Raw genomic sequence first — 24,905 nt, 5'->3', positions numbered from 1 at the left:
AACGCCTCCTTGCCCCTCATTTTACGCTTAATGAGGCAAAGAGACAATTAGTTTACAAACTCGGCTGTAAAACCTGCTTTCCTTTTTCGATCCATTGACCGACTCGCTTGCTTGATAGCAGGACTGTCACAAGCATACTGAAGATGAATAATACGAGGATCGCCATCGTGTTGGCCTCAATAGTCAGATCCATTGCCCGCAAGCCCTTTACTAAAAAGCCATGGAGCAAATAAACGGTCAGAGTGTTTTTTCCCCATGTAGAGAAAAAATGACGGTTCTTCGGGACTACTAATAAAAAGGCGAGAATACCCACGAGTCCAGCCGCAAAAAAGAGCAGCCGCTGCGGTCCACCAAGAATGGGGTGATTCAAATAATCTTCATAGGGTTTAGACCCGAACACCCAATATTTGTTGATCAAATCATTTCCTTGTATGAATAAAAACAATCCTCCGAACAATAAAACAGCGATCCATTTTTTTGGGTAGGTCTTTAGCTTCTCGATCCAAGACTTAGGAAGTGCATAGCCTGCCATAAAGTAAGGGAAAAAAGTCAATGTTCGTTGAAGTGCCAAATAGCGGTCAAAAATCGGAAAATACCCGACCAGCAACGCTACCACTACACTGGCAAGTAAAATGCGCTTCACTGAGAAATAATTTGTCAAATGAAGCAGAACATTCCAACAGAACAGGCTCAATAGAAACCATAACGACCACTGAGGAATCCCCAAATCGAAACTAAAGGAATCCTGTAGACCGATCAGCGTATAATATCCTGAATACAGCAGTTGAAAAAATAGATACGGCACTAATAATTTTTTTACTAAATTCATAATCGGTTTCGGTCCACTTTTCGTAAAATAGCCTGATATCAAAATAAACGCCGGCATATGGAACGTGAAAATGAAGTAGTACAAATCATTGTACAAAGGATGATCATCTGCAAGTGGTTGAAGAAGATGACCAAATACCACTAAGATCATCAAGAAAAGTTTTGCGTTGTCAAAATAGGCATCGCGTTTTTCCATCATATCCCTCCTTCATCCAGTATAACGAGAATTTTTTTCAGGTTCAAAAGGATTGAACGAGTTTTAAAAAAAGGTCATCTTTTTCTCAATCTTTCCCTCATATTTAACGACTTTATTCATATAAAATTCACTTTTTAGGTGTAAAAAAATAGAGACGATCAAATGATCGTCTCTTAAGACTCCGGCAGTAGGACTCGAACCTACGACATCATGATTAACAGTCATGCGCTACTACCAACTGAGCTATGCCGGAAGAATACTTTTTTATAATAGCAATTTTTGAAGTATCGTGCAATCCTAAATTTTAAAAAAACGCCTCGTATGATACGGACCTTTAAAAAAATAATTTTTCCCATAAAACGGATCTAGGAGAATTTTTATGCCCCGTCGACTGCATCGAAAAAAAAGAAGAAAAACATCTATAAAATTTGGTTTGCTGTTCCTCCTCGCACTCATTCTTGTAGGGAGCGGAATCTACGTTGAACATGTTCGTACAGAGCAGGCAGCCTCAGAAAAAAAGGCGGCGAACGCCCCTGAGGCTCTGCCGAAAACTTCAACGACTTTTACCAATCAGCAGTCCATTGAACCTAAAAATACTTTATCCGCAAGTATCGAACAATCCTTAGTAGAAAAAGACTTTAGCGGGACTGTTCTAGTCTTTCACCATGGGCAAGTCATTTTGAATAAAGCCTATGGATGGAAAAAACAATCAAAACGAATCCGGAACACGATCAATACCCAATACTGTATTGGTTCGGTTCAAAAAGGCCAAACCGCCTATTTGATCATGCAGGCTATCAAAGCGGGAAAAATCACTATGGATGAAAAACTCAGCGCCTTTTTCCCCGAAATACCCAATAGTGACAACATCTCTATTAAAGACATGTTGAATATGAGTTCCGGTCTGCGCATCGATGAAAAGAAGATCAATGCATTGAATACAACGGATACTAAAGAAATTCTAAATGCCACGGTCCAACAAACAACTGTTGCCCCTACTGCAAGTTACTCCTATCAACCGGTGAATTATGTGCTGCTCGCCGGTGTTTTAGAAAAGGTTTATCAAAGCGACTATGATCACTTATTTGAGAAATTATTGAAGGAACCGATGGGACTTGGTGAGACCAGTTTTTACTCTGCCTCTAACACGTCTCAGGCGCTCTCTTATTCTCAAAATGTTGGGAATCCTATCTATGCACCAACAACGGCTTCCTCCTATGCCGATGAATTAGGAACAGGAAATGTCTTTATGACTTCTAGTGATCTCTATCATTATTTCCGCAACCTTTTCGATCCGCACTTTTTGACGACTGAGGAACGCACAGACCTGTTGTACACGTATCCCGGTGAAAAATATGCGAGCGGATTGTACGACATGAAGACGTATTACCATGCTCGGGGGGTAAAAGCTCGCTTTGAAGCAGTCGCTAACTTTTCTAAAGATGGCCAAAACGGAATTATCCTACTTTCAAATGTATGGAATCAGCCAAAAGGCTATAATGATTTCGCGGGTCAATTATATAAAAGAATCGCCGCCTCTGCTTAGGTGGCGATTCTTTTAAAATAATTCAGGTTATCCTTTTCAAAGGTTCTTTTTCTGACTAGGTAGTTGACAAACGACTGTTACTTCGCTATCCTATATCTTGTGTTAAATAACTATGCCGCCTTAGCTCAGCTGGTAGAGCGTTTCCATGGTAAGGAAGAGGTCGTCGGTTCAAGCCCGACAGGTGGCTCTTTTAGAAACCTTGAATATTCAAGGTTTCTTTTTTTGCAGCTCATTCTTTCGGATTAGGGAACATTTGGATAAAAAAATCGTAACGAAGCAAGAGCCAGAGGAAAATTCCTCTGGCTCTTGTATTCGTTACTCGTCTTCGTCATCGTCGCTGTTGATTCGTTCATTCACATGACAAATATTGCTTGTGGCAGCTTCGACTAATGCGAGTTCTGTTCCAATCAATTCACTATTGATAAAGTCGATTACCATCGGCATGTTCATTCCTGCGTATAGGTCAATCGCTTGGCCTTCTAAAATCATTCGCGAAACGACGTTGCAGGGGGTTCCTCCCATGAGGTCTGCTAAAACGATGAACTCATCCAATTCAGCGATCACTGCTTCAAATTTGGTTCGGAAATCTTCTGCTGATTCTGAAGGCAGCAGCCCGACAGTGTGGATACTTTTCTGTGGTCCCATGATCATTTCCGTACTCTTTTTTAATTCTTCACAAAACAATCCATGGCTGATTAAAACTAGCTCTTTGCTCATACATACTCTCCTTGTTCAGTTATCATTACTTGGAAATTACTCCTAATGCAGATAAAGCGACACACACGACTAATACGATAAAGATCGCTTTCGTAGACGTCATGTTCTTTTTACCCAGCATCCAATACACACCGCCGACGATTCCTGCGGGTAGTAAGCGCGGCAAGATCATATCCAAGTTGTTTTGCATATTCAAGGTAACGTCACCAATACTTGGTGCCCAAGAGAATTTTACATTGATCATTGTAGCAACCAAGGCACCGACCATGAATACCCCTAGCAACGTAGCAGCATCCGTTAATGCCGTCAAGCGATGCTGCATCGTTGTCACTAAAGAGATTCCTTCTCGGTAAGCAAATTCTAGCTGTTTCCAGCGGAAGATCATCACGGCGATTTGTGCAACGATCCAGATGAATATCCCAGTTGGGTTTCCATTGATCGCCATATTTGCAGCCAAGGCCCCGAAGATCGTAGGGATCAAAGCAGCGAAGATTGAATCTCCAATGGCAGCAAATGGCCCCATCAACCCGGCCTTCAACCCTGAAACTGTCTGCTTCCCGCCGATTCCCTCTTTTTCCTCAATCGCTAGATCGATCCCAGTAATGATCGTATTGAAGAAGTTGGACGTGTTAAAAAACTGTGTATGGGTTTTCATTACTTCTTTTAATTCAGGTGTATCATCGCCATAAATTTTCCGTAATTGCGGTAAGATCGTATACAAATATCCTGAGCCTTGCATCCGTTCATAGTTCCAACCTAATTGGAACGTGAACAAGCTTCTGCGATTGATCTGTTTAAAATCTTCCTTCGTCAACTTGTAATTAGATTTCGTCATCTTCGATCTCTCCTTCATCTGAATCATTGGAAGCATCCTCTTTTTTCTGTGCTGGCGCATTCGGGATCATTTGCCCATTTTTATAGCTGATCGCTGCTAAAGCAAACCCGATCAAGGCTACTGCTAACATTGGCAATGAATTGAAGACGCCCTCAAAGTTTTTCACGACACTCGCTACGCCGGTACCCAATACTTGCATATTCGTAAATACAGTACCCAACAAAGCGGTCAAAGTGAAGCCTAGAATCAAATAAGGAAAATGTTTTTTCACTGGCAAGTAGCGAAGTAAAATAGCAAACCCGACAGCCGGTAACACCGCCCCAGCGACAGATAATCCATCACCCAGCCACTTCAGATCGCCATTTAGAACAGCCACTACTTTTTCGACAAGTCCGCCACCAAAAGCCAATGCTAGGAAAACTGGGATCATCCGAGAGAAAGACCACGGAATCGCACCCATTAGGAAATTCCGTTCAATGCCCTTGTAATTCATATCTTCCACCAATTTGTCGATTCGATGGGCAAAATACGTATTCGCAAAACGCGCCAAGATGTCCAACTGAATCATCAAGCTGGCAACAGGAACAGCGATTGCCGCAATCGCCTGCTCTGGATTCATCCCTAACGCAACTGAGAAAGCCGTTGCCAAGATCGTTCCAGAGTTGGCATCGATTTTAGAAGCTCCGCCAAATGTTCCTACACCAAGTACGGTCAACTGCATACTACCACCAATAATAAGTCCAGCTTTCAAGTCCCCCATCACTAATCCGGCGAACAATCCAGCAAAAACAGGTGCACTTAATGAAGAATAAATCTGTAATTCATCCAAAATTTGATACCCTGCATATAATGTTAATAATAAGATCTGCCACCATAAGATATCCATCATTCTTCCTCCTATTTCGCTAAAAGACTCATAAAGTCTTCTGCTTTGTCACTTGGGACCATTTGTGCGATCAAGCGTACACCTTTGGCATTCAACTGGTTGAATACGTCCACGTCTTGATCCACCACATTGATTGATTTCGTGATCGAACGCGTTTCTTCCGTTTGAGACATGTTCCCAACATTGATTTCTTCGATCGGTACACCCAGCTCTACTAATTTCAATAAACGATCGGGTTTACGCGCGATGATCAATAGACGTTGGGAATCATACTTACCTGCTAAAATATTAGTTGCTGCCTTTTCAATTGGTAACACGCTCAGACGAACGCCGGCTGGTGTAGCTAATTTCAACCCGCTTTTTTCAATGTCGTTTTGTGCGACCTCATCGTCAACCACCATGATGCGCGAAATATTTAATTTCGTCGTCCATAAATTTGCTACCTGTCCGTGAATCAAGCGTCCGTCAATTCGTACTCCGATAATGCTCATACTTATCCCTCTTTCGTGTCTTTATTTCATATCTTTATATAGTGGTTCTTTTACTAAACGTATCTCTGGTTCATAGGTGCCTTCTGTTTCAAAAATAACGATTTCATTCATTCCTTCTTTTAAGAATCCCTTAGGAATGTACAGCGACACTGTCGGCCCAACTTCCCAGAAGCGCCCGATATTCACTTGATTCACAAAAACGACCCCTTTGCCGAATTTTTCTAAATCAATGAACGTGTCTTCTAGTTCATCCAACTCGAAGGTGTACCTGTAAAAACTTGGTTGACTGGGTTGCCATTCTCTCGAATAATCGACCGCTTCACAAGAATCCAACGGCAGGCTATAGTGCGTCCAATCGGTTAAAAAGTGCAGATCTGCCATTACACCAGTGCGAATGCCTTTTTTCTGGGTATCCGCGAAGAGTTTGTGTCCATAATTGACTCGGCCCATATTCTCAATCAAGAGATCTAACTGATTGTTTTCCTGAGCCATAGAAACTTGAATGTCTTCCCCGATCTCCGTTTGATATTGCGTCGCCTTCCATTCTCCATTTAAAAACAATTGACTGCGGTCACGTCCATCAATCACTCTCAAACGTTCTTCTTCTGCATCTTTCTCGATCATCGTTCGATAAAGCAGGTAGCCTGTGTTTTGTCCCAATTGCTCCATTGTTTGGGGATAGGTTGCTTGAACAGGTTCGCTGATCGTATCCAGTGTCGCAAAGAGGCTGACCTTGTTCGCTAATGGAATAGGTCTTTTTTCGATCGTTTGCTTGATCAAGGGTTTCAATTGCTGAATCTCTGGATAGTTTTCATGGATCATTTTTTGCAACGCGTAGTATTTTTCTGTTGGATTTCCCTGTTCGTTAAGCGGAGCTCCGTAATCATAAGAAGTGATTTGCGGGAGATCGATCACACCGCGGGCGGAGCATCCATTCATGAAGCCGAAGTTCGTTCCTCCATGGAACATGTACAGGTTGATACTGCCTTGGGCCAGAACCTCTCTCACTGCCTCAGCCAATTCCTGCGGGTCCCGTTGAATGATCGGCTCGTTCCAGCGATTGAACCAGCCATCCCAAAATTCCATACACATCAACGGCCATTTCTTCTCATGTTCTTCGAAAAAGCGCTGCATCGAAGCGAAATTTTCTTTTGCCTTGGAACCAAAATTTCCAGTCACGAGAATGCCTTCTTCGATCATGCTGCCTGCTCTCAAGGTCGCTCGCCACGGCCCATCGGATGTGAAGAAAGGCGCTGTGATCCCTCGTTCGATCATCAACTCTTTGATTGAACGTAAATACGCTTTTTCTTCCCCGTAAGACCCATACTCATTTTCGATTTGGATCATCAAAACATTCCCGCCATTTGACAGCTGATGAGGAACGATCTTGCTCATCAATACGTCGTAATACTCCGCCACATGAGCCAAGTAAGCGGGTTCATTTGTTCGGAGGCGAATGGGTTCGTTTAGCAGCCATGCTGGAAATCCGCCAAATTCCCATTCTGCACAAATATAAGGAGAGGGTCGAACGATCGCGTACAGCCCTAACTCTTGAGCAATCGTTAAAAATCGCTCCAAGTCTAGAATTCCATCAAATCGAAAGGCGCCTTTTTTAGGTTCGTGCATATTCCACGGTACATAGGTCTCTACCGTATTGAAGCCCAGAGCCTTCAAGTTATAAAGTGAATGGTACCAATCTGAAGGCTCTACCCGGAAATAATGGATCGCTCCAGATAAAATCTTAAAAGGCTTGCCATCAAGCAAAAAATCTTCTGTAATTTCAAATGTCGTCAAAAACTCACCCCTCAATGAAAGCGTTTTTATTATATTAATATATTAAATTATTTTAAATCCAAAGTCAAATAGTTTCTAATCCTACACGATATGTTAAAATCAACCCATAAAGGGAAATGAAAAGAGTTTAATGAAATGTTTAGTCCCTATTCATTTTTTGGAGGAATCGTATGGCAATCCCAAAATATCAAATCATAAAAGATGAGCTTAAGCAGCAAATTATTTCTGGAAAATTTGAAAATGGCGACAAATTTTATACGGAAGCCGAGTTGGCAGACATATTCAAAGTCAGCTCGATCACCGTCATCCGTGCGTTGAACGATTTAGTTAAGGACGGATTCATTATTCGTCATCAAGGTCGCGGCTCTTTCGTCTCAAGAGCACGGAAGGGAAAATTAGTAGAATTTTCCGATATCGAGCTATTCCCTATCTGCAATGATCACGTCGAGGTCTTATCGATCCAACGTGGGAATGACCCTCGGTTTTTGAGTAAGCTGGAGCTGCCGGATAAGGCCTACTATTACTGTATCGAACGTCTTCGCAATACCGAGGATGTCCCATATATCTATCAGCGGACCTATCTGCCGGAGCAATATGTGAACTCAAATTTTCCAGATTTAAGCTACTACAATTCGATCTATCAACGATTTAAGCTAGATTACAACATCCATATGAATGAAGAAGATTTTACAGAAACAAATGAAATCAAATTCCCCACGCCTCTTGCGGAAGCGGAAAAACTACACATTTCGACCAATGAACCGACCGTCCTGCAAATCCGAGTAACAAAACGGAAAGACACGCAACAGGTTCTAGAGTATGTCGAGTCCTATAAAAAATGGAATTTCTACAAGATTGAACTTGTTTCTAAAAATCTTTGATCCGTAAGATCGAGCTAGCGCTCGATCTTTTTTACGTTGATGTTGTTAAAATGAGCGGCGACATTGGCTGGATCCACGTGCCCAGTCTGCTTTTCCTGGGCATTCGCCATGCCAGCGGCCATACTTAGCTTCAACAGGTCTTCAGAGGTCTTTCCTTGGGACAAGCCATAGGCAAAGCCCGCAATGGTAGCATCCCCAGACCCTACAGGATTGACCACTTTTATTTCAGGGATCGTGACGCGGTAATACGCCTCTTGATGCTTTGCGATTGCTCCTGCCTTTCCTAAAGAAACGACGATCCACTCGATGCCTTCGAACAATGGCTGTGAAAGGGCGTTTTGGAGTGTCTCCATTTCTGACAAGGAAAACCGTTGTCCCAGCAAAGCCTCTAATTCTTCCAGATTTGGTTTGATCAGGAATGGTTTTGCTGTGCCTTCTAGTACACTGATTAGGCTCTTGCCAGAGGTATCCAACAGGACGTGTGCCTTTTCAGTATGGGCAGCTTGAACCAGTTTTTGATAAAAATCAGTCGGCAACCCCTTCGCCAGACTACCGGAGATGGTCACGATATCCGCTTGCTGAAGCAGTGCGGTGATTGTTTCAAAAAAGGTGGTCTGTTCTTCACTTGAGACGGTCGGTCCTGATTCTAAGATTTCTGTCTGATTGCCCTCATGTAAAATCGCAATGGAATCGCGACTTTCCTCTTTGATCGAAGTGAAGGCTTGCTTAATACCGGCTTTGTTGAGTTCTTCGGAAATATAGGCGCCGTGAAACCCGCCCAGCACACCTGTAGCTACCACATCGCCGCCTAGATCATGGATGACACGCGTCACGTTCAGTCCTTTTCCGCCAGCGGTTTTAGTTACTTGATCCGTACGGTTGACTGTATCGATCGCCAAAGACGATAAAGGATAGGAAATGTCGATCGAGGGATTCATCGTTACCGTTACTATCACGAGACTTCCTCCTATTTCACGAATGCTTCTTCGGCAAGCTGCACTTTGTCATGCCAAGAGCTGGCAGTCTGAGCGAGGACCGTGTTTAGGCTTTCGATATTTTCTCTGCCTTCGGTCTCTAACCATTCCCGCGCTGCTGACTCCCCAGCTTCGATGAACGGCTTGACCCCATTTTTCCAAGTCGCACGTCCGCAAAGTACCCCGTTGAAGGTCGATCCCGCTTCTTTAGCGAAGACTAAGGTCTGCTGGAACAATTCGGTTGATACGCCCGCACTTAAGAAAATAAATGGCAAGTCTGTTGCTTGGCTTTGTTCAAGGAAGTAGTTTGCGGCTTCTTCCTTAGAATAGGCCGTCTCGCCTGTTCCATAGCCTTCAACGTAGTTCATATTGACAGGCACTTCGACTTTCAATACGTCTACCTTGTATTGCGGCTTTGAAAATTCCTTCATCATCTCATTGACTTTATGAGGCTTGATTTTTGCATAAGCCAGTGATCCGGCATCTTCATTTTGTGCGTCATAAGAGACCAATTCTAAGTAAAAAGGTATGTCCTCTTGCGCGCACTCACTGCCTAAGCGTTCAATGAACCGGTGCTTTTGCTGGTTGATGGCTGCGTCTTCATCAATGTCATAGTAAAGCAAGAATTTTATCGCATCGGCCCCTTGCTCTTTCAGCCGTAAAACCGACCAGTCCGACAATAAATCCGGCAAACGGCCGGGTGTTTCTGCGTCGTAGCCTGTTTTTTCATAGGCCAGCAGCAAGCCGGCATCTTTATAGCGAGCCTTTGCAGCGGTCAATCCGTATTCAGGATCTAGAAGGATCGAGGACGCATACGGAGTCAGTTCACTGGAAACCAACGCCTTAAATGCTTCAATGTGTGCATCTGTTGGTTCTACGTCTAATGCCTTGATCATTTTCTTTAGAGCGCCGCGTTGATCGATCGCCAACGCGCTGATTACGCCCTCTTTTGTTGATAAGCGGTCCATTGCCGCCTTTTTCCCTTTGGTCAGTGTAAGCATCGTTTTCCTCCCCGTTCTTCTCTACTTGTATTCATGGATCGTAACGCCTTTTACCACACGATTCACAGTTCCTGTAGGCGATGGTGTATCCGGTTTGTTCGCTACTTTGACAGAGGTCAATAGTGCGACCGTCTGGGCCACCATGATATAGCCTAACGCTAGATACCCATCCGGCAAGCGTTCTGCCGCAGAAGCAAACTCAAATTTGTCACCTGAGAAATTCCGCTCTCCAGGCTGCGTGATGGCTAATACACTGATAGCGATTTCATCTCCATGTACTTCCTCTAAGACATCCAAGTCATAGTCGCGTGTATAGGGATCATTATTCACAAAACCGAACATCAGCGTCTTTTCATTGATGAAGGATTTTGGTCCATGACGAAAGCCCATGGAAGAATCAAAAACAGTCGCGATTTTTCCAGCTGTCAATTCTAGTATTTTCAACTGCGCTTCGCGGGTCAAACCAGCGAGACTTCCAGAACCAACGTAAACGATTCGATCGAACTCGAGTCCGACAAGGGTCGCGAGCTCCTCTTCACGAGCGATCACTTCACTCCCCATGCGGCTCAAGGCTTGGACATACGTTTTTTTCTCGGATAATGCGGTTTGGTCAAAGGTCAGCAAGGCGCCAAGGGTCATACAAGAAAAGCTGCCTGTCATGGCGAAGCCGTCATCATTTGAGCGTTCAGGCATCAAGAATAAGAAGCTGTTCTCTGCTTCTTCGCTGAGCTGAGCCAGCTTTCCTTCTTCGGCACAGGTGATCGCTAAATAATGGATCGTATCGACCACTTGATCAGCGATTTCAACAGCCGCCAAGCTTTCAGGACTGTTCCCGCTTCTGGCAAAGGACACAAGCAACGTCGGCTCTTCTTTGATCAAATATTCCAACGGCTCTGCCACGATATCGGTGGTGCCGATGCTTTCAAAGCTGAAGTCTTGGACATTGCCATGTTTCCGCAGGTAAGGAACCACGGTGTCACCGACATATTGGGAAGTCCCTGCACCAGTGAAGATCACTCGTGTTCGTTTCCCTTGAGCGTTTTCTTTTACTGCGGCAAGAAATTCTTCTAACGCGGCTTGCGCCTCCTGATAGAGGTGAAGGGTCTCCTCCCAAAGCTCTGGCTGCTGGCGAATCTCACGTGTCGTGATCTCAGCACCCATCTGTTCCAATTTGTCTTTTTCTACTGTAAACATCGATTCATTCTCTCCTAACTCTTTCGAATATGGCGGATCTGATAATGGAATTGATCCGCACGGGCAACACTCAGTGTGAATTCAATACGTTCATTTTTCATATTGTAGGTCTGTCGGGCTAAATGCAGGACAGGTGCGCCTACAGGGATCATCAATTGTTTCGCATCCTCCTTTGAAGCAAGACTGGCGTACAATTCTTCATCCGCCAGACGGACCGTCTGATCAAAATCTTCTGAAAAAAGATCGTACAAAGGCTTGCTGCGCAAAAGTGAATCGTCTAATGCTAAAAAGAATTTGACTGGTAAATAGGTATCTTCGATCATTAACGGCTCACGGTCTGCGATTCGTAAACGACTCAACTTAAAGACGGCCTCTCCTAAGGAAAGATTGAGATGCTGCGCAATGAACTTATCTGCTTCGATCTTTTCAAAGGATAAGATTCTCGTCTCAGGATTTCTCCCTAAGCTTTTCATCTGTTCCGTAAAGCTATAGGCGCCCGCTAAGTCGGCTGCGTCTTTTCTGATGTCAGAAACAAAGGTCCCTTTTCCATGACGTCGATAAATAAATCCGGTGCGTTCCAGCTCTTGCAGAGCCAAACGGACCGTCGTCCGACTGACACCGTAGTGTGCTGTCAATTCTCGTTCTGAAGGCAGCTTGTCATGAGGGATCATGCTGGCCTCCATCCGCTCTTTTAATAGATCTACGAGTTGATAGTACAAAGCTTTGTTTTTAAAAGAATTTTCCATGGGATTCTCCTCTTCGCAACTGGTTATAACCACAAACCAATAGTAAGGTGGTTTTTTTAGGTCTGTCAACAATAATAATCGATTTGTCATTCATAAAATTAAAAAACCCTTTATACCAACAATTAGCAGGGTACCTATTTTTAGGAATCAATCAATAGAAGCGGCCTCTTTTTTTTGCTCATAGAAATTACGCGAGAAAATCTAATACCAGTTGGTTCGAAATGAAGCCCAAAAACAAAAAGCCGCTGATCCAACGGCTTTTTGTTTTGACTCGATGTAATTGATGCTTACCTGCTTATTCTTCTGCTTCTAATGGGAAATCAATTTTATACGTATGAGTCGTTTCGTGGTTGTTATCTGTTTTTGCACGGAATGTCACATCCACAGCTTTGATTTCTCTGATTTTTTCTTCGTCTTTGATCTTGAAGTGAATGAAGCCATCTTTGTGGGCATCTGTCGTTGAGAATTCGTCATCGAAAATATCCATAAAGAAATCGGCGCTGACTTTTTTGCCATCTGCTAATTCAACTTCCGCTTTATCAGGCATGATGTATTTGTCCGAGGTATCTTCAATGTCTAATTTATACTTCAAGGAGAGCAAGGTTTTATAGGTATCTCCTTTTTCATCTTTAAAGTCTTTGACCGTGACTATTTTCGCATGGTCGACATCGAAGGTGATCTTGTCCCAATCTGAATTGCTGAACTGTGTATCATAGGATACGATATCCTTTACCTTTGGATCGATTCCTTCTGTTACGACTTGTTTGAAGTAGCCGTCATCTTTTAACGTCTCTTCACCGACGACTGCCTCGTCACCTGAAGAATCAGTGTAGACTTCCTCTGAGCCGGAACCGCCGACGATCGTGCCGCTTTCTTCTGTTCGCCCGCAGGCTCCTAATAATACGATCATTCCTAAAGTTGCTGCTGCTAATCCTAATTTTTTCGTTGCTTTCATGTTAATCATTCTCCTCTATTCATTTTTTTAAATGATATTTTTTTGTGGTTACGTGCTTTTTTAATTGGCTGCTTGTTCGTTCTCAGCGCCTTTGATTTTTGTGACATAGATAATGACACCTAGTATGAATACGGCCAACATCACTAATAGAACTTTTAAGTTAAAATTCGTCAATAAATACATTGAGATGACCAAGGCCAAAATAGGAACGACATAGCCGCCCTTTAGGCTGAAGCCATTATTTGGAAATTGTTTCGTCTTCTTGAATTTGATGACCGCTAGAATCGATGGTACATATTGGATAAATGATGCTAACACGATGCAGGATACTAAGAAGATATAGCTGCATTGTGTTGCAAAAATACTGATCACGGAAGTCACGATCACTGCCACATAAGGGGCACCGTATTTATTTTTCTTTCCAATAGAACTTGGCAATAAATGGTGCTCTTCTGCTAATGACGCAGCCAGTGCCGGTGTGCTGAAGGATACAGCGAAGGCGACACCAAAGATCGACAGGATCATCCCTAAGATGATGATGGCATAGGCCCAATGACCGACACCGATCTTCATTGCTTCTGCAATCGGGACATCGTACTTCACGATCGTTGTCCCTAAGATTCCGATAGCGATCGTTTGAACGAGTGTGTACAAGACGGTGACACTCGCCATCACATAAATCAATGCTTTAGGAATATTTTTTTCGGGATTGTTCATTTGCGCTGCTGCAACAGGTATAAATGAAAACCCGCTGAACATATAAAAAACAACACTAAATGCGGACCCGAAATGACCGACAAAGCTTTTCGTATTTGTAACTGTGCTTGGTACGATCGGTGTGAAGTTTGTTTTATGCATGAAAAATGCTCCTAAAACTATGAAGAATAGAACAATAAAAATTTTGAAGACGGATGAGATCCCGTTGATGAATTTGACGAGCGACGTACCAAATAAATTAATGATCGCCAGTATCGTGATCAACGTGACCGGAAACAAAATTTTTACGATCCCATTATCCAATTGCGGAAAGAGATTTTTCAGTGTTCTAAGCAAGGCTACAGATTCCGCGGACAAGGTCAAACAACCTAAGAACCATGAAAACAAGCCGATTTGAAAGCCGGTAAATTTACCGAATGCATTATACGAGTAAAGCCATGCTGCCCCTGAGCCAGAAAATCGGCTGGATAGATCGGCATAACATAAGGCGATCATGCTGACTGTCATTGCCGCACACAGGATGACTAAGACACTCATCACGCCCACTCGTTGGTATATCTCTTGCGGCAAAAGAAATGCTCCTGAGCCAACGATCGCATTGATTCCTAGAAAGTAGATCGACAGAAAAGACAATTTGCTTTTGCTCGTGGCCGCCGCTGTGCCGCTGCTCTTTGCGAGCGGACTATTTGTTGTCGCCATTTTAAATCCTCCAATCTATAAGAACGAGCGCTTTGTGTTTTACGGTTTCTAAAGCGCTCATTCTGGCGTTAACTTTTTGTTTCCTTTTGGCTGGAGGGCATTTTCCAGCTTTCTTTCCTGTTTCGATAAATGAACAAAGGAACCATGAAGAAGATGCCCGTAAAGATCACTACAAATACTAGATTCAGCAAGCTATTGTTCATAAACGTGATAACAAGCGCAAAAACAATCGTTGCTAGAAGTAAAAAGGACACCATGTAGGCCAAATGATTGCCTTTTTTCCCGACACGGAAAGGATGGTCTTGATTTTTATCCTGTCGTCTCATGCTGATATAGCCAATCGTCATCAAGCTGTAGGCCAGACAATACAAGACGGTCCCGCTGTTGGTGATGATGATAAAGACTGTATTGATCCCGGGGATCACAGCGTAGGCGACCGACAATAGTGAGATCGCTGCTGCTTGCACGATCAATAGCGACGGACACGCATTGAATTTATTGGTTTTCCAAAATTTCAATTTAGGTGGAAAATCGCCATTCAGCGCACTTTGTGTCATGGTTTTAGAGGCACTGACGAACCAAGTAGACATATTCGTCAACACACTGATGATCGACATTAAGCAGAACAATTGGACGAGAATGTAGGGCAAGCCTAGACGTTCCGCAAAAATTTGCAATGGTTGGACCGTGTTGTTCAACTGGATATCTCCCTTAGGAATCACATTTGCCACAAAGAAGGCGTTACACAATGAGAGAATCGCTAACAGGACCAGTGCAATGATGACCCCTTTTGCGTATTGACCCGACGGTTTTTTTAACCGCGTAATAAATACAGAGGACATCTCGATCCCTAAAAAGATAAATATAACTCCGCTGAAGTACATTCCTGAGCCGCTAGTCAGCGACTTCGGTACTAACTTAGACGGTTCAAAGCTACCTAAGATACTGTCGGCATTAAAGCCGAATTTGATGAATGTGTACAATCCGAGCCCGAATAGCATGACCACTGGGATGTAAAAACCAAGCCATATGCCGAATTTCCCATTGATTTTTGCCATATCGAATTTTAGATTCAATAGCGTCATGGTCCAAACCAAGACCAAAATGACGCCCAAGGTATAGATCGGGTTTTCGACCAATTCTTTCTTCCCGATCAGCAGAGCAACGGTTGGCGCAAAGCCTGTACCCACCACCAGCATCGCGGGAATCATCGACATCCAGATCAGCCAGGAGGTGACAAAGCCCCATTTAGGCCCGAGCGTATTTTTGACCCAAAGCTCTGGGCCCCCTCTTCCAGGGAAGGTCGTTCCAAATTCGCCTGAAATCAGTGCGATAGGAAGGGCAAAGCCGATCGTGGCGATCGCCATGTATAAAAACATATTCCAGCCGGTCGCCGTCAAGGTGGAATAATAAGGCCCCGCGACCAAGGCAAAGGTCAGCCCGATAAACGTCGTCAAAGTAATTTTAGAGAGTGTCTTTTTTCCAGTAGTGCCATCAGAAACGGTCGCATTGGGTGCTGTGGTTCCCTTTTGAATGGCCCCATGATTGTGTTCCATTGCTGTTCAACTCCTTTCTGTCCATTTTAAATGTCCTTCGTAATGTCATAGGTCAATGCCGATAAGCCCAAGCCTTGCTCCACCAACGCACCAATATGATCCAACGCAAGCTGGTTCATTTTTTCCGCATGCTTCTCATTGCACGCAGTCAAAAAGTCTTTGCGTTCTTCGCCGGTATAGTTCCTTGCTTCTTGATCGCTGGCTAAAATCAACTGATGCGCCAGTTCTTTCGCACTCGTTAAATAGCCAAAGTTCAAAAAGGCAAGTTTGTCATAGTCTCTCTCAACTAAAACAGCGAGCAAACGTGCGCGCCAGTAGGCTTGATTGCTGTCAAAGGTCAGACTCGTCTCATTGTAAAGAGATGAGGTATCCTTACTGTTGGCATAAAAAGGAACATAGGGATTAAATGCTGTAGGTCCGCTGTTCAACCAAAACAATGCGGCGAACTCAGGGTCTACGTTGTTTCGAATTTCCAGGATATGAGATTCAGCGGTACGATTCATCGAAATAGGTCGGAAAGCGTGTGCTGCCTGCTCGTCGCCTTTACTGAATGGGTCATAGATCGTTTCATCGAAGTGAGAGCTTAGAACACGACCGACATCATCCACTGTTAATCGATGAGCTGGTTTGAATGTAAATGGCATATCATCGGCTGTCGGACTGGCATTCTCTTTGCCTAAAATTTTCTGTCCATACCATACTCTGGCGGTATTGTACTTGCGATCCTGCAAATTGCTCGTCCCAAAGATCTGTCTGAAATTGAAGGTGCCGTCTTCAGGGTTCAGCGCGTGGGTCTCTACGAAGGTGCGAATGTTTGCTGAATGCATGAAATTCGCCTCGTCTTCAAAATCTACCGTTTCAATGATCGATTGGTTCGCGATGACTGCGCAATGGTCATCAGGGATACGCTGTGCGACCCAATGATGCCCGCAAGGAATCTCCATATACCAGATGTCGTCCTTGTCGCTGAAGATGATCCCGTTTCCTTCGTGGGAACCGTGCTTTTCGATGAGTTTCCCGACGTATTCGACGCCTTCTCTTGCGGAAGTGATATAAGGGAGCACCATCGTTAACAGTGCATCTTCTCCTAAGCCTTCCTCTGTAAATGGATCGGCAGCCAATACGAAGGGATTGCCGAAAATACTTTCTGTCGAGCTCATGGCAACATTCAATGAATTGATTCCTGCCTCGCCAAAAATGCCTAGCGTTTCTTGTTCAACAAACGGGATCATTTGATAGCCCAGCGCCTGCTCAGGATACGCTTCAGAAAAATGAGTGATCACAGAGTGGAAGGTTCCGCTAGTAACCGCATTTTCCTCTACTTGAACAAACTTCACTGGCTGGATCGGTGCCTCGGTATCGCAATTTCTCGCGATCATTGTTGATCCTGTACGTGATGCTTTTTTTCCTACTAAAACTGTCGTACACATGTGTTTTCCTTCTTTCTTTTATTGAGTATCTTTTTTAGCCCTTTAGGCTGTTCATAAACGAAAACGGCAACGCTCATAATAACTGGCTCCCTCGGTATTCATTTGTCTATCGATTGTTTATCAGTTATTTTAACCTCTCTGTTTTCGTCTATTTATAAGGATGATTTTACAGTTAAACGCGTGCCTTGCTTTTTGGATCGTGTCGTTTTATGCGTCATTTTTTTGAATAGCTTCCCTCCACAAAGAAAAAATAGGACGCTTCTTCTCTATGAAAGAAGCGTCCTATTTTGGTCAGCGACAGTTATCTGTTTGCTGGTCTCAAGCCGATCACTTGTTTTTATCCCGCAAAATTCTGGGGGAAGAAAACGACTTTAAACAAAAAAAAGCACCAGAATTTTTTTCTGATGCTTGTTCCTGTTCTATTAGAAAACGACGACAGGGGTCCCTGTCTCCAAAATCGGATAAAGTTCATCCATTTTGGCTGGCGGCGTGTTGATACACCCGTGAGACCCTCGGTATAGCCAGAGATCTCCGCCATACGCATACTGCCAATCAGAATCATGAATGCCTACGCCTGTCCGGTCGATCGGCATCCAATAGCGTACAGGACTGGCGTACTTGGAGCCGTCCTCATTCAAGCCCCGCAGGACTTGATCCGTTGATTTGCTCGTCACATAATTTACCCCAGGCGGTGTTGGTGTGGATGGCTTCCCGCTGACAATATCTGTTTCCAGCTGGACCTTGCCCTCTTTGTAATACCACATATATTGGTTTTGCAGATCGACTTCTACATACGTATTGCCGATGCCGGCTTGGACTGTTGGTGCATCGCCTGTCACGATCGGCGTGCGATCAAAATTTTTCCCTTTTAAAATCTCCCCGCTCAAGGCTTGAACCTCCGCAGGAATGTCGATAGACCAGCCATAGATTCCCATAGGTACAGAGACCTCACCTCGTTTTGTACTAGTGAAGGGTGTCGGATTCTCCTGGGTATTATAGTCTGCGTTTAGCTTGGTCACAAAACGCGTGACCTTTTCCTGATCGATCTGCACTTCTCCATTCTCGTTCGTAGTCAGCCAGCTGCTGAGTTCCTCATTAGAGAGGGCGATGGCTTTTCCATTGATCCTATAAGACGCTTTCATTTTAGTAAACTGATTTAATTTTTCCTGTTGCTTCTTTAACGTGCCGTCCTTTTTTGTCATGATCGGCCGAGCATAATACTTTTCCGCATCTACTGACGACTGGCCTTCTTCCAAGCCGCGTTTTACAGCATTCTGCACAGCATCAATGTCAAAAGTGTTCCCTTGTTCTTCTGGAACGATTTTAAATGCCCCATTCTGCCACTCGATCCTAGCATTTTTCGTCGGAATCCGCGTCACATTTTTTTCTAGAAGCGTCATTCTCAACGACTCCACTAATTGTTCCACCTGCCCACGGTCAAAGGTGTTCGGCAGCTGGTACTGATGCTTTGCAAATCCGCTCAGGCCCCATGCAAATGGACTTTGCTCCTGTTTCAGCCGTTTGAGCGCCTCTCGATGATCTTTAGACCACCCGTAATCGCTGCGCTTGAGTTCCTTCCACAAATGCTTATCTAAACGAATCGCGAAAGGGGCCTCTGTCAGCTCTTTCGTGATTTTTTCATTCGCCTGCTCCACAGTCAGTCCGCCAACATCGATCGCGTTTACTTTTGTCTTAGGCAGCAATCGTTCCGCGTAATACACACTCTTGTAGGAGTAAAAACTGACCATTCCCAATAAAAGCACCAAACCAATAATGATGAGTTTCCTTGTTCCAATCGCAAAAAATACTTCCCCAACCCTTTTCAAAAACGCTCCCCCACTTTTCCATCATCATTCTTTTCCCCCCATACCCTGAAGGCCAAAAAGAATTCATTTTATCTCCCAATATTCTACCAAATAATTAACCCATATTGCTTAAAAAATTGAGCTTTTTTTGTTAAAAATAGAGAAATTACAAGAACACCCCCTTATTCACCGAACTATTTCACTAATATTCGTCTAGATTTATAGGGAAAGTAATTTTTTCATAACAAAAAAGCATTTGCTCTGACGCAAATGCTTCTCTACTCTCATTGCTTATTCTGGGTCAAAGCTTACATGGAACAACCGGTCATCCATTTGGCGATCTGGCTGTTGGATCGCCATTCGAATCTTGTCCGCGTAGGCATTTCCTAATTCTTTATAAGGCTGACGGACACTCCTTATTTTTGGCCGAACGATCTGCGTCACTTCTCCGCCATCGAAGCCTACCACCGTAATTTCCTGATTCAACACTCTGCCACTATCAAACACGGCTTGGTAACACCCGATCGCTAACATATCATCGCAGCAGAAGATCGCACTCACCTCTGTCTCCCTCAGCAATTCAGTAGCGCCTTGATACCCGCCTTCGATCGTCAAAGGCATCTGTTTGATGTGTGTTTCTTCTATTATAAGCTGATGATCCTGCAGCGCCTGTCTATATGCGTCAAATCGTTCCGCTAAATGATAGTGCTCTGCATCATCCATCAGAAGGCCGATCCTGCGATGCCCCTCTCCGATCAGCCACTCGAGGGCCCGATAAACTCCTGAAAATTCATCGATCTTCACTGTCCCGTAATAGCCTTCATTGAGTCCCCTATCCGCAAAAACAACTGGGATCTCCTGGTAGCGACCTTTGCGGATTCGTTGATCCTGATCGTATAGATTGGGCGTAAAGAGAATAATTCCCTCCACAGCGATCTTCGCCAACTGCTCCAGCAGCACCTGTTCCTTCTCGAACTCATGATCCGATTCGCAAATGATCAAATAGTACCCTTGCTCTTCCAAGTGTCGTTTGATCTCTCTGACGATCGCCGAAGCAAATTGTTCTGAAAAATCAGGAACGATCACACCGATCGTCTTTGATTTTTTTGCAATGATATTTGAAGCAAAATAATTTGGCGAATAGTTTTGCTCTTCGATCACCGTTAAGACCCGCTGTTTGGTTGCTTCGCTGAAGCGTCCCCCCTTCTGATTAAGGATCTGAGAGACCGTCGTCACGGAGACACCCGCCAGACGGGCAATTTCTTTTATCGTAATGGCCATGTTTCACCTCAATTTGTCTTTCATTTACCTTTTCTTAAGAAATAATCCGTCGTTTTTCCGAGATTTTCGCCCCTACAATCGTCTGATTCTTTACAACGGGGTGTCAACATTGCAACTTTTATCAGCGCTTACATCTATTTCCCCTGAGAAACACCTCGCAAATCCCTTGTCCCTCATAGTGATTCAGACATTCTTAATAGAGATTAAGTATTTCAAAAGGCCCCTTTTCTCCATGTTTTGTTACATTTCTACATTTCCTTGTAACCTCTTGTCACTGGTTTATAACCCACGACATGAAGAAGGATGGTAAAGTAAGTCTCGTAGTCGAAATGACTGATGACATTAAAAACTTTTTTGGAGGAATTTACATAATGAAATTTGGAAAAACTCTTGTACTTACAACTTTACTAACAGCCGGTGCAGTATTTGCACTAGGAACAAACGATGCACATGCAGCTGAAAATTACACTGTTCAATCAGGTGATACGTTATCAAAAATCTCAATCAAATTTGCAGGCGATAACAGCTTGGTTCATTCAATTGCTAGTGAAAACAACATCTCTAACGTTGATATGATCTTTGAAGGACAAAACTTGACGATCGACACAGATGCAAAAGGCAATACTACTGTTGCACCTGTTCAAGAACAAGCAGCTCCTGCACCTGCACAACAAGCATCTGTTCAAGAAGCGCCAGCACAACCGGCTGCTGCTCCTGTACAACAAGCACAACAACCAGCGGCTCCTGCTGCAGAAGCTTCAGCTCCAGCAAGCACAAGCTCAGCAAAAGAATGGATCGCACAACGCGAATCTAGCGGTTCTTACACTGCAACAAACGGTCAATACATTGGACGTTACCAATTATCTGCTTCATACTTAAATGGTGACTACTCTGCTGCAAACCAAGAACGTGTTGCGGATCAATATGTCACTTCTCGCTATGGTTCATGGGAAGGCGCACAAGCATTCTGGCAAGCAAACGGCTGGTACTAAGTCGAATAATTGATCAAAAAATCCCTCGCTTGAGGGATTTTTTTGTTTTCAACGTCCTTTTTCTGTAGAAGTTGCTTAAAACAATCTTTGGAGGGCGAGAGGAATCTCCAACGCCTTCTCTACAAGAAGATCCGCCCCTGCTTCCGCTAATTCCTGCCGATCCCCGAAGCCATACAGCACACCGATGCTCTTCAACTGATTGTCCTTGGCACCTAAAATATCAAATTTCCGATCCCCGACCATCACCGCCGTATCTCCTTCTAATTGCTCTAATGCGTACGTGATCACGTCGGCTTTTTTTGAACGGTCTCCCGCCAGGTCCGCGCCAAAAATCCCGGTGAAATACTTCGTCAATCCCGTGTTCTCGATCACCTGTTCAGCAAAAAATTCAGGCTTTGACGTCGCGATCGCTAAAGAATAGTCTTCTGACAAATCCGTCAGCATCTTTTCCACATCAGGATACACCGTCAATTGTTTGATTCCCTGATCAGCGTAATACTCACGGTAGCTTTCAACAGCTTCTTGCGCTTCAGCTTCTGAAATCTCGTAAAGCGCCTTCAATGAATCGGCCAAAGGAGGGCCAATAAAGCTGCGCAGTGTCTCCGTGTCAGAAATAGCCAAGCCCTTTTTCTCCAACATGTAGCGAATGCTGTTCAAAATGCCTTCACTTGAATCGGTCAACGTGCCATCTAAATCAAATAATACAATTTTTTTCATCGTCTACCTCCTGTTTCTATCCTACTGATTCCTTGGAAAATTATCAAGTCGAGGCATTATTCTTGCTAAAAAATCAGCTTTCCAATAAACTTACTTTTAGTAAGAATTTAGGAAGAATAAATTATGGATACACAAATTCGCGGATTACACCACGTAACAGCAATGACTTCCAGCGCCGAAAAAAATTATCGCTTTTTTACAGATATTTTAGGCTTGCGCATGATTAAAAAAACAGTCAATCAAGACGACATCGAAACCTATCACCTTTATTTTACAGATGATTCTGGTGCGCCCGGGACGGATATGACCTTCTTTGATTTCCCACAAATTCCAAAGGGAAGCAAAGGGACGAATAGTATTTCACGTACGGGTTTCCGTGTGCCGACCGACGCTTCACTGACATTCTGGGCTCAACGCTTCACAGAAAAGGAAGTTGCTCATGGCGAAATCAAAGAACGTTTTGGAAAGAAATATTTAGAATTCCAAGACTACGACGATCAATGGTTCCAATTAGTATCAGACGAAAAAAATAACGGCGTTGCCGGCGGGACACCATGGAAGAATTCAAATGTTCCTGCTGAACACGCGATCTTCGGCTTAGGCCCAACCATTGTTACCGTGGCAAAATTTGAACACCTAAAACTGGTTTTAGAAAACCTGTTAGGCTTTAAAGAAACTGCTGCTGAAGAAAGTCTGCATCAATTTGAAGTTGGTGAAGGCGGAAATGGTGCGACGATCCTTGTAGATGATCAGCCAGATATGATCCCAGCACAGGAAGGCTATGGGAATGTCCATCACTTGGCCTTACGTGTTGCTGATGATGACGCGCTTCGTGACTGGATCGAAAAGATCAATGCCCTAGAATTTCCAAATTCAGGATTCGTTGACCGCTTCTACTTCCAATCAGAATACTTCCTGGCAGCACCAAATGTCTTATTTGAACTAGCTACCGATGGCCCTGGTTTCTTGCAAGATGAGACCTACGATCACGCAGGTGAAATCTTGTCATTGCCTCCTCATTTGCAATCAAAACGGGAAGAGATCGAAGAATATGTTCGCCCCTTCGATACTTCTGACGCAAATAAGAAACGAAAATAAGGAGCGCGCTATGTACTTCTACTCTGCAAAGGATCTAACGACAAAACAAAATTATAAGTTTCTGACAGGCAGCGTCATTCCGCGACCGATCGCTTGGATCACTACGATCGATGACACAACGAATGTCGTGAATGCCGCTCCCTTCAGCTATTTCAATGTTGTAGCGAAGGACCTACCATTAGTCAGTCTTTCTATCAATCGCAAAGAGCATCAGATGAAGGATACTGCACGAAATCTTTTTCAACAAAAAGAAGGCGTGATCCATATGGTGAACGACTCGGTTCTTTCCGAAATGAACCACTCCTCAGCTTCTCTGCCTGCTGAGGAAAGTGAATTAGCCGAGAGCGGACTTACACTTGTAGACAGCAAAGAAGTCGCTGTACCAGCGATCCAGGAAGCTCCTATCCGCTTTGAAGTTCGGCTTCATCAATATGTTCCTGTAAGCGACCATGAAGGAACCGTGATCAGTGATTTGTTCATTCTGGAAGTTTTGAACTATTCGTTTGAAGAAGCTGTTTTTGATGCGGAAAAAGAGTATATCGACCCGATCTCCCTTGATCCAGCAGCACGTCTGGCTGGCACTACTTACAGCCACATCGCTAATACGATTGATTTAAAGAGACCAAATTAAATAAGGAGTGGGCCATTTAGGCTCACTCCTTATTTTTGCGTAAATCAATGATTTGGACATTTCCATCAATCATACCACTAGGGCTTTTCAGTTTGATCAAAGACATCCGAGGATCAAAAACCAAGGACATGTCGTCTTCCAAGTACAATTTTGAATGTTCTTTGATCGGAATTTCCCCAATTGGGCTTTCAACGTTCACTGTATAGTCCGAGTAATCTTGGTCTTTGTCTAAGATCAATAAGCGGAAGCTGATGTTCAATGCGCAGCTTCCCATCTTGGAGTACATCCCTACACCATCATCTAAGTCCAAAAGGATTCGACTGTCTTTGTATTTCCCTAGTCGCTCTACCAATTCATCTGAAATTTTCATATACATAGTTATCCTCACCTCACCTTGAGGATAGCACTATTCCCTTAATCCATTAAACAATTTGCTCAAACATAAAAAAAGACAACCTATAAAAGGCTGTCTTCGAAAACTCCGGCAGTAGGACTCGAACCTACGACATCATGATTAACAGTCATGCGCTACTACCAACTGAGCTATGCCGGAATAACAACGCGTGGCGACGTCCTAATCTCACAAGGGGCAACCCCTCACTACAATCGGCGCTAAGAAGCTTAACTTCTGTGTTCGACATGGGAACAGGTGTATCCTTCCCGCTATCGCCACCACACTATGCTTTATCTGAGTAAACGTCGTTCACTCAAAACTGGATCAGAAACAGTTAAACTACCGCGAATCAATTTTTTTGGTTAAGTCCTCGATCGATTAGTATCAGTCCGCTCCGTACATCACTGCACTTCCACTCCTGACCTATCTACCTGATCATCTCTCAGGGATCTTACTTTCTTAAAGAAATGGGAAATCTCATCTTGAGGTGGGCTTCACACTTAGATGCTTTCAGCGTTTATCCCTTCCCTACATAGCTACC

The 24,905-nt window shown here is 43.8% G+C and carries 23 protein-coding genes, 3 tRNA genes and 1 rRNA gene; 6 read left to right on the top strand and 21 right to left on the bottom strand.

Going from position 1 to position 24,905, the window contains the following annotated elements; genetic code table 11:
* Positions 1 to 52: 52 nt before the first annotated feature.
* Both A5868_RS03645 and A5868_RS03640 read right to left on the bottom strand, forming a co-directional pair.
* A complete protein-coding gene (locus tag A5868_RS03645) occupies positions 53 to 1,024 on the bottom strand; it encodes an acyltransferase family protein (protein WP_086305487.1) in 972 nt (323 codons plus the stop codon).
* 179 nt (positions 1,025 to 1,203) lie between these two features.
* Positions 1,204 to 1,277 (bottom strand) — tRNA-Asn (locus A5868_RS03640).
* 126 nt (positions 1,278 to 1,403) lie between these two features.
* On the opposite strand from A5868_RS03640, the gene A5868_RS03635 reads away from it, so the two are divergent.
* Together A5868_RS03635 and A5868_RS03630 are read left to right on the top strand one after the other, a co-directional pair.
* The gene (locus tag A5868_RS03635) at positions 1,404 to 2,570 is read left to right on the top strand and encodes a serine hydrolase domain-containing protein (RefSeq protein ID WP_086305486.1); all 1,167 of its coding nucleotides are present in this window, start codon (positions 1,404 to 1,406) and stop codon (positions 2,568 to 2,570) included.
* A 114-nt stretch (positions 2,571 to 2,684) separates the two neighbouring features.
* Positions 2,685 to 2,757, top strand: a tRNA-Thr gene (locus A5868_RS03630).
* Positions 2,758 to 2,885: 128 nt separating this feature from the next.
* Here the strand turns inward: A5868_RS03630 and A5868_RS03625 are convergent.
* From A5868_RS03625 to A5868_RS03605, 5 genes are read right to left on the bottom strand one after another with little or no spacing between them, the layout of a single operon-like run.
* Positions 2,886 to 3,287, bottom strand: a complete 402-nt coding sequence (locus A5868_RS03625; RefSeq protein WP_010781627.1) for a PTS sugar transporter subunit IIA — start codon at positions 3,285 to 3,287, stop codon at positions 2,886 to 2,888.
* 25 nt (positions 3,288 to 3,312) lie between these two features.
* Positions 3,313 to 4,122 (bottom strand): PTS system mannose/fructose/sorbose family transporter subunit IID, encoded by an 810-nt coding sequence (locus A5868_RS03620; protein WP_010781628.1) that lies wholly within the window; start codon positions 4,120 to 4,122, stop codon positions 3,313 to 3,315.
* Positions 4,109 to 5,008 carry a PTS mannose/fructose/sorbose/N-acetylgalactosamine transporter subunit IIC gene (locus A5868_RS03615; protein WP_010781629.1) on the bottom strand — a complete coding sequence of 300 codons (900 nt, stop codon included), beginning with the start codon at positions 5,006 to 5,008 and terminating at the stop codon, positions 4,109 to 4,111. Before A5868_RS03615 ends, A5868_RS03620 begins: the two co-directional genes overlap by 14 nt.
* Positions 5,009 to 5,019: 11 nt before the next feature.
* Positions 5,020 to 5,499 (bottom strand): PTS system mannose/fructose/N-acetylgalactosamine-transporter subunit IIB, encoded by a 480-nt coding sequence (locus A5868_RS03610; protein ID WP_010781630.1) that lies wholly within the window; start codon positions 5,497 to 5,499, stop codon positions 5,020 to 5,022.
* 21 nt (positions 5,500 to 5,520) lie between these two features.
* Positions 5,521 to 7,293, bottom strand: coding sequence for a glycoside hydrolase family 35 protein (locus tag A5868_RS03605; RefSeq protein ID WP_086305485.1), 1,773 nt, complete (start codon positions 7,291 to 7,293; stop codon positions 5,521 to 5,523).
* A 170-nt stretch (positions 7,294 to 7,463) separates the two neighbouring features.
* Here A5868_RS03605 and A5868_RS03600 point away from each other — a divergent pair, with 170 nt between their 5' ends.
* Positions 7,464 to 8,174, top strand: coding sequence for a GntR family transcriptional regulator (locus A5868_RS03600; protein WP_086305484.1), 711 nt, complete (start codon positions 7,464 to 7,466; stop codon positions 8,172 to 8,174).
* 14 nt (positions 8,175 to 8,188) lie between these two features.
* On the opposite strand, the gene A5868_RS03595 is transcribed toward A5868_RS03600, so the two are convergent.
* The 10 genes from A5868_RS03595 to A5868_RS03550 form a co-directional block, all read right to left on the bottom strand.
* The gene (locus A5868_RS03595) at positions 8,189 to 9,130 is read right to left on the bottom strand and encodes a hexose kinase (RefSeq protein WP_086305483.1); all 942 of its coding nucleotides are present in this window, start codon (positions 9,128 to 9,130) and stop codon (positions 8,189 to 8,191) included.
* An 11-nt stretch (positions 9,131 to 9,141) separates the two neighbouring features.
* Entirely contained in the window at positions 9,142 to 10,149 is a 1,008-nt protein-coding gene (gene lacD, locus A5868_RS03590) for a tagatose-bisphosphate aldolase (RefSeq protein ID WP_086305482.1), read from the bottom strand.
* Positions 10,150 to 10,170: 21 nt separating this feature from the next.
* The gene (locus A5868_RS03585) at positions 10,171 to 11,343 is read right to left on the bottom strand and encodes an SIS domain-containing protein (RefSeq protein WP_086305481.1); all 1,173 of its coding nucleotides are present in this window, start codon (positions 11,341 to 11,343) and stop codon (positions 10,171 to 10,173) included.
* A gap of 14 nt (positions 11,344 to 11,357) precedes the next feature.
* Complete coding sequence (locus tag A5868_RS03580) at positions 11,358 to 12,089, bottom strand: GntR family transcriptional regulator (RefSeq protein ID WP_010781636.1); 732 nt, start codon at positions 12,087 to 12,089, stop codon at positions 11,358 to 11,360.
* A 295-nt stretch (positions 12,090 to 12,384) separates the two neighbouring features.
* Complete coding sequence (locus A5868_RS03575) at positions 12,385 to 13,044, bottom strand: hypothetical protein (protein WP_086305480.1); 660 nt, start codon at positions 13,042 to 13,044, stop codon at positions 12,385 to 12,387.
* A 60-nt stretch (positions 13,045 to 13,104) separates the two neighbouring features.
* Entirely contained in the window at positions 13,105 to 14,460 is a 1,356-nt protein-coding gene (locus tag A5868_RS03570; RefSeq protein ID WP_010781638.1) for an APC family permease, read from the bottom strand.
* 68 nt (positions 14,461 to 14,528) lie between these two features.
* Positions 14,529 to 16,016: an amino acid permease gene (locus A5868_RS03565; RefSeq protein ID WP_139843627.1), complete on the bottom strand. Its 1,488-nt coding sequence runs from the start codon at positions 16,014 to 16,016 to the stop codon at positions 14,529 to 14,531.
* A 26-nt stretch (positions 16,017 to 16,042) separates the two neighbouring features.
* Entirely contained in the window at positions 16,043 to 17,446 is a 1,404-nt protein-coding gene (locus tag A5868_RS03560) for a C69 family dipeptidase (protein ID WP_086305479.1), read from the bottom strand.
* 422 nt (positions 17,447 to 17,868) lie between these two features.
* Entirely contained in the window at positions 17,869 to 19,272 is a 1,404-nt protein-coding gene (locus A5868_RS03555) for a L,D-transpeptidase family protein (RefSeq protein WP_086305478.1), read from the bottom strand.
* Between the two features lie 270 nt (positions 19,273 to 19,542).
* Positions 19,543 to 20,532, bottom strand: coding sequence for a LacI family DNA-binding transcriptional regulator (locus A5868_RS03550; RefSeq protein ID WP_086305477.1), 990 nt, complete (start codon positions 20,530 to 20,532; stop codon positions 19,543 to 19,545).
* A gap of 371 nt (positions 20,533 to 20,903) precedes the next feature.
* Between A5868_RS03550 and A5868_RS03545 the strand changes: the two genes are divergently transcribed.
* The gene (locus A5868_RS03545; protein WP_086305476.1) at positions 20,904 to 21,524 is read left to right on the top strand and encodes a LysM peptidoglycan-binding domain-containing protein; all 621 of its coding nucleotides are present in this window, start codon (positions 20,904 to 20,906) and stop codon (positions 21,522 to 21,524) included.
* Between the two features lie 75 nt (positions 21,525 to 21,599).
* Here the strand turns inward: A5868_RS03545 and A5868_RS03540 are convergent, their stop codons facing one another.
* Complete coding sequence (locus A5868_RS03540) at positions 21,600 to 22,241, bottom strand: HAD-IA family hydrolase (RefSeq protein WP_086305475.1); 642 nt, start codon at positions 22,239 to 22,241, stop codon at positions 21,600 to 21,602.
* A 123-nt stretch (positions 22,242 to 22,364) separates the two neighbouring features.
* On the opposite strand from A5868_RS03540, the gene A5868_RS03535 reads away from it, so the two are divergent.
* Both A5868_RS03535 and A5868_RS03530 read left to right on the top strand, forming a co-directional pair.
* On the top strand, positions 22,365 to 23,339 hold the full coding sequence (locus A5868_RS03535; protein WP_086305474.1) for a ring-cleaving dioxygenase: 975 nt from the start codon (positions 22,365 to 22,367) through the stop codon (positions 23,337 to 23,339).
* A gap of 10 nt (positions 23,340 to 23,349) precedes the next feature.
* Entirely contained in the window at positions 23,350 to 23,970 is a 621-nt protein-coding gene (locus tag A5868_RS03530) for a flavin reductase family protein (RefSeq protein ID WP_086305473.1), read from the top strand.
* A gap of 22 nt (positions 23,971 to 23,992) precedes the next feature.
* Here the strand turns inward: A5868_RS03530 and A5868_RS03525 are convergent, their stop codons facing one another.
* The 3 genes from A5868_RS03525 to rrf all read right to left on the bottom strand — a co-directional run bounded on the left by A5868_RS03525 (position 23,993) and on the right by rrf (position 24,647).
* Positions 23,993 to 24,346: an iron-sulfur cluster biosynthesis family protein gene (locus A5868_RS03525; RefSeq protein WP_010781647.1), complete on the bottom strand. Its 354-nt coding sequence runs from the start codon at positions 24,344 to 24,346 to the stop codon at positions 23,993 to 23,995.
* Between the two features lie 103 nt (positions 24,347 to 24,449).
* Positions 24,450 to 24,523 (bottom strand) — tRNA-Asn (locus A5868_RS03520).
* 8 nt (positions 24,524 to 24,531) lie between these two features.
* A 5S ribosomal RNA gene (rrf, locus tag A5868_RS03515) occupies positions 24,532 to 24,647 on the bottom strand.
* Positions 24,648 to 24,905: the final 258 nt, after the last annotated feature.

The organism is Enterococcus sp. 12F9_DIV0723 (assembly GCF_002174375.1).
Taxonomy (GTDB): domain Bacteria; phylum Bacillota; class Bacilli; order Lactobacillales; family Enterococcaceae; genus Enterococcus_A; species Enterococcus_A gilvus.
The sequence above is the reverse complement of the archived record's forward strand: the minus strand, read 5'-3'. Positions and strand labels throughout refer to the sequence as shown.

Bases quoted from the DNA above. Each gene is read 5' to 3' on its own strand.
- A5868_RS03585 (WP_086305481.1), bottom strand. From the start codon at position 11,343: ATGTTTACAGTAGAAAAAGACAAATTGGAACAGATGGGTGCTGAGATC.
- A5868_RS03600 (WP_086305484.1), top strand. From the start codon at position 7,464: ATGGCAATCCCAAAATATCAAATCATAAAAGATGAGCTTAAGCAGCAA.
- A5868_RS03565 (WP_139843627.1), bottom strand. From the start codon at position 16,016: ATGGAACACAATCATGGGGCCATTCAAAAGGGAACCACAGCACCCAAT.
- A5868_RS03580 (WP_010781636.1), bottom strand. From the start codon at position 12,089: ATGGAAAATTCTTTTAAAAACAAAGCTTTGTACTATCAACTCGTAGAT.
- lacD (WP_086305482.1), bottom strand. From the start codon at position 10,149: ATGCTTACACTGACCAAAGGGAAAAAGGCGGCAATGGACCGCTTATCA.
- A5868_RS03625 (WP_010781627.1), bottom strand. From the start codon at position 3,287: ATGAGCAAAGAGCTAGTTTTAATCAGCCATGGATTGTTTTGTGAAGAA.
- A5868_RS03615 (WP_010781629.1), bottom strand. From the start codon at position 5,008: ATGGATATCTTATGGTGGCAGATCTTATTATTAACATTATATGCAGGG.
- A5868_RS03610 (WP_010781630.1), bottom strand. From the start codon at position 5,499: ATGAGCATTATCGGAGTACGAATTGACGGACGCTTGATTCACGGACAG.
- A5868_RS03550 (WP_086305477.1), bottom strand. From the start codon at position 20,532: ATGGCCATTACGATAAAAGAAATTGCCCGTCTGGCGGGTGTCTCCGTG.
- A5868_RS03635 (WP_086305486.1), top strand. From the start codon at position 1,404: ATGCCCCGTCGACTGCATCGAAAAAAAAGAAGAAAAACATCTATAAAA.
- A5868_RS03530 (WP_086305473.1), top strand. From the start codon at position 23,350: ATGTACTTCTACTCTGCAAAGGATCTAACGACAAAACAAAATTATAAG.
- A5868_RS03545 (WP_086305476.1), top strand. From the start codon at position 20,904: ATGAAATTTGGAAAAACTCTTGTACTTACAACTTTACTAACAGCCGGT.
- A5868_RS03620 (WP_010781628.1), bottom strand. From the start codon at position 4,122: ATGACGAAATCTAATTACAAGTTGACGAAGGAAGATTTTAAACAGATC.
- A5868_RS03540 (WP_086305475.1), bottom strand. From the start codon at position 22,241: ATGAAAAAAATTGTATTATTTGATTTAGATGGCACGTTGACCGATTCA.
- A5868_RS03535 (WP_086305474.1), top strand. From the start codon at position 22,365: ATGGATACACAAATTCGCGGATTACACCACGTAACAGCAATGACTTCC.
- A5868_RS03525 (WP_010781647.1), bottom strand. From the start codon at position 24,346: ATGTATATGAAAATTTCAGATGAATTGGTAGAGCGACTAGGGAAATAC.
- A5868_RS03560 (WP_086305479.1), bottom strand. From the start codon at position 17,446: ATGTGTACGACAGTTTTAGTAGGAAAAAAAGCATCACGTACAGGATCA.
- A5868_RS03645 (WP_086305487.1), bottom strand. From the start codon at position 1,024: ATGGAAAAACGCGATGCCTATTTTGACAACGCAAAACTTTTCTTGATG.
- A5868_RS03575 (WP_086305480.1), bottom strand. From the start codon at position 13,044: ATGAAAGCAACGAAAAAATTAGGATTAGCAGCAGCAACTTTAGGAATG.
- A5868_RS03570 (WP_010781638.1), bottom strand. From the start codon at position 14,460: ATGGCGACAACAAATAGTCCGCTCGCAAAGAGCAGCGGCACAGCGGCG.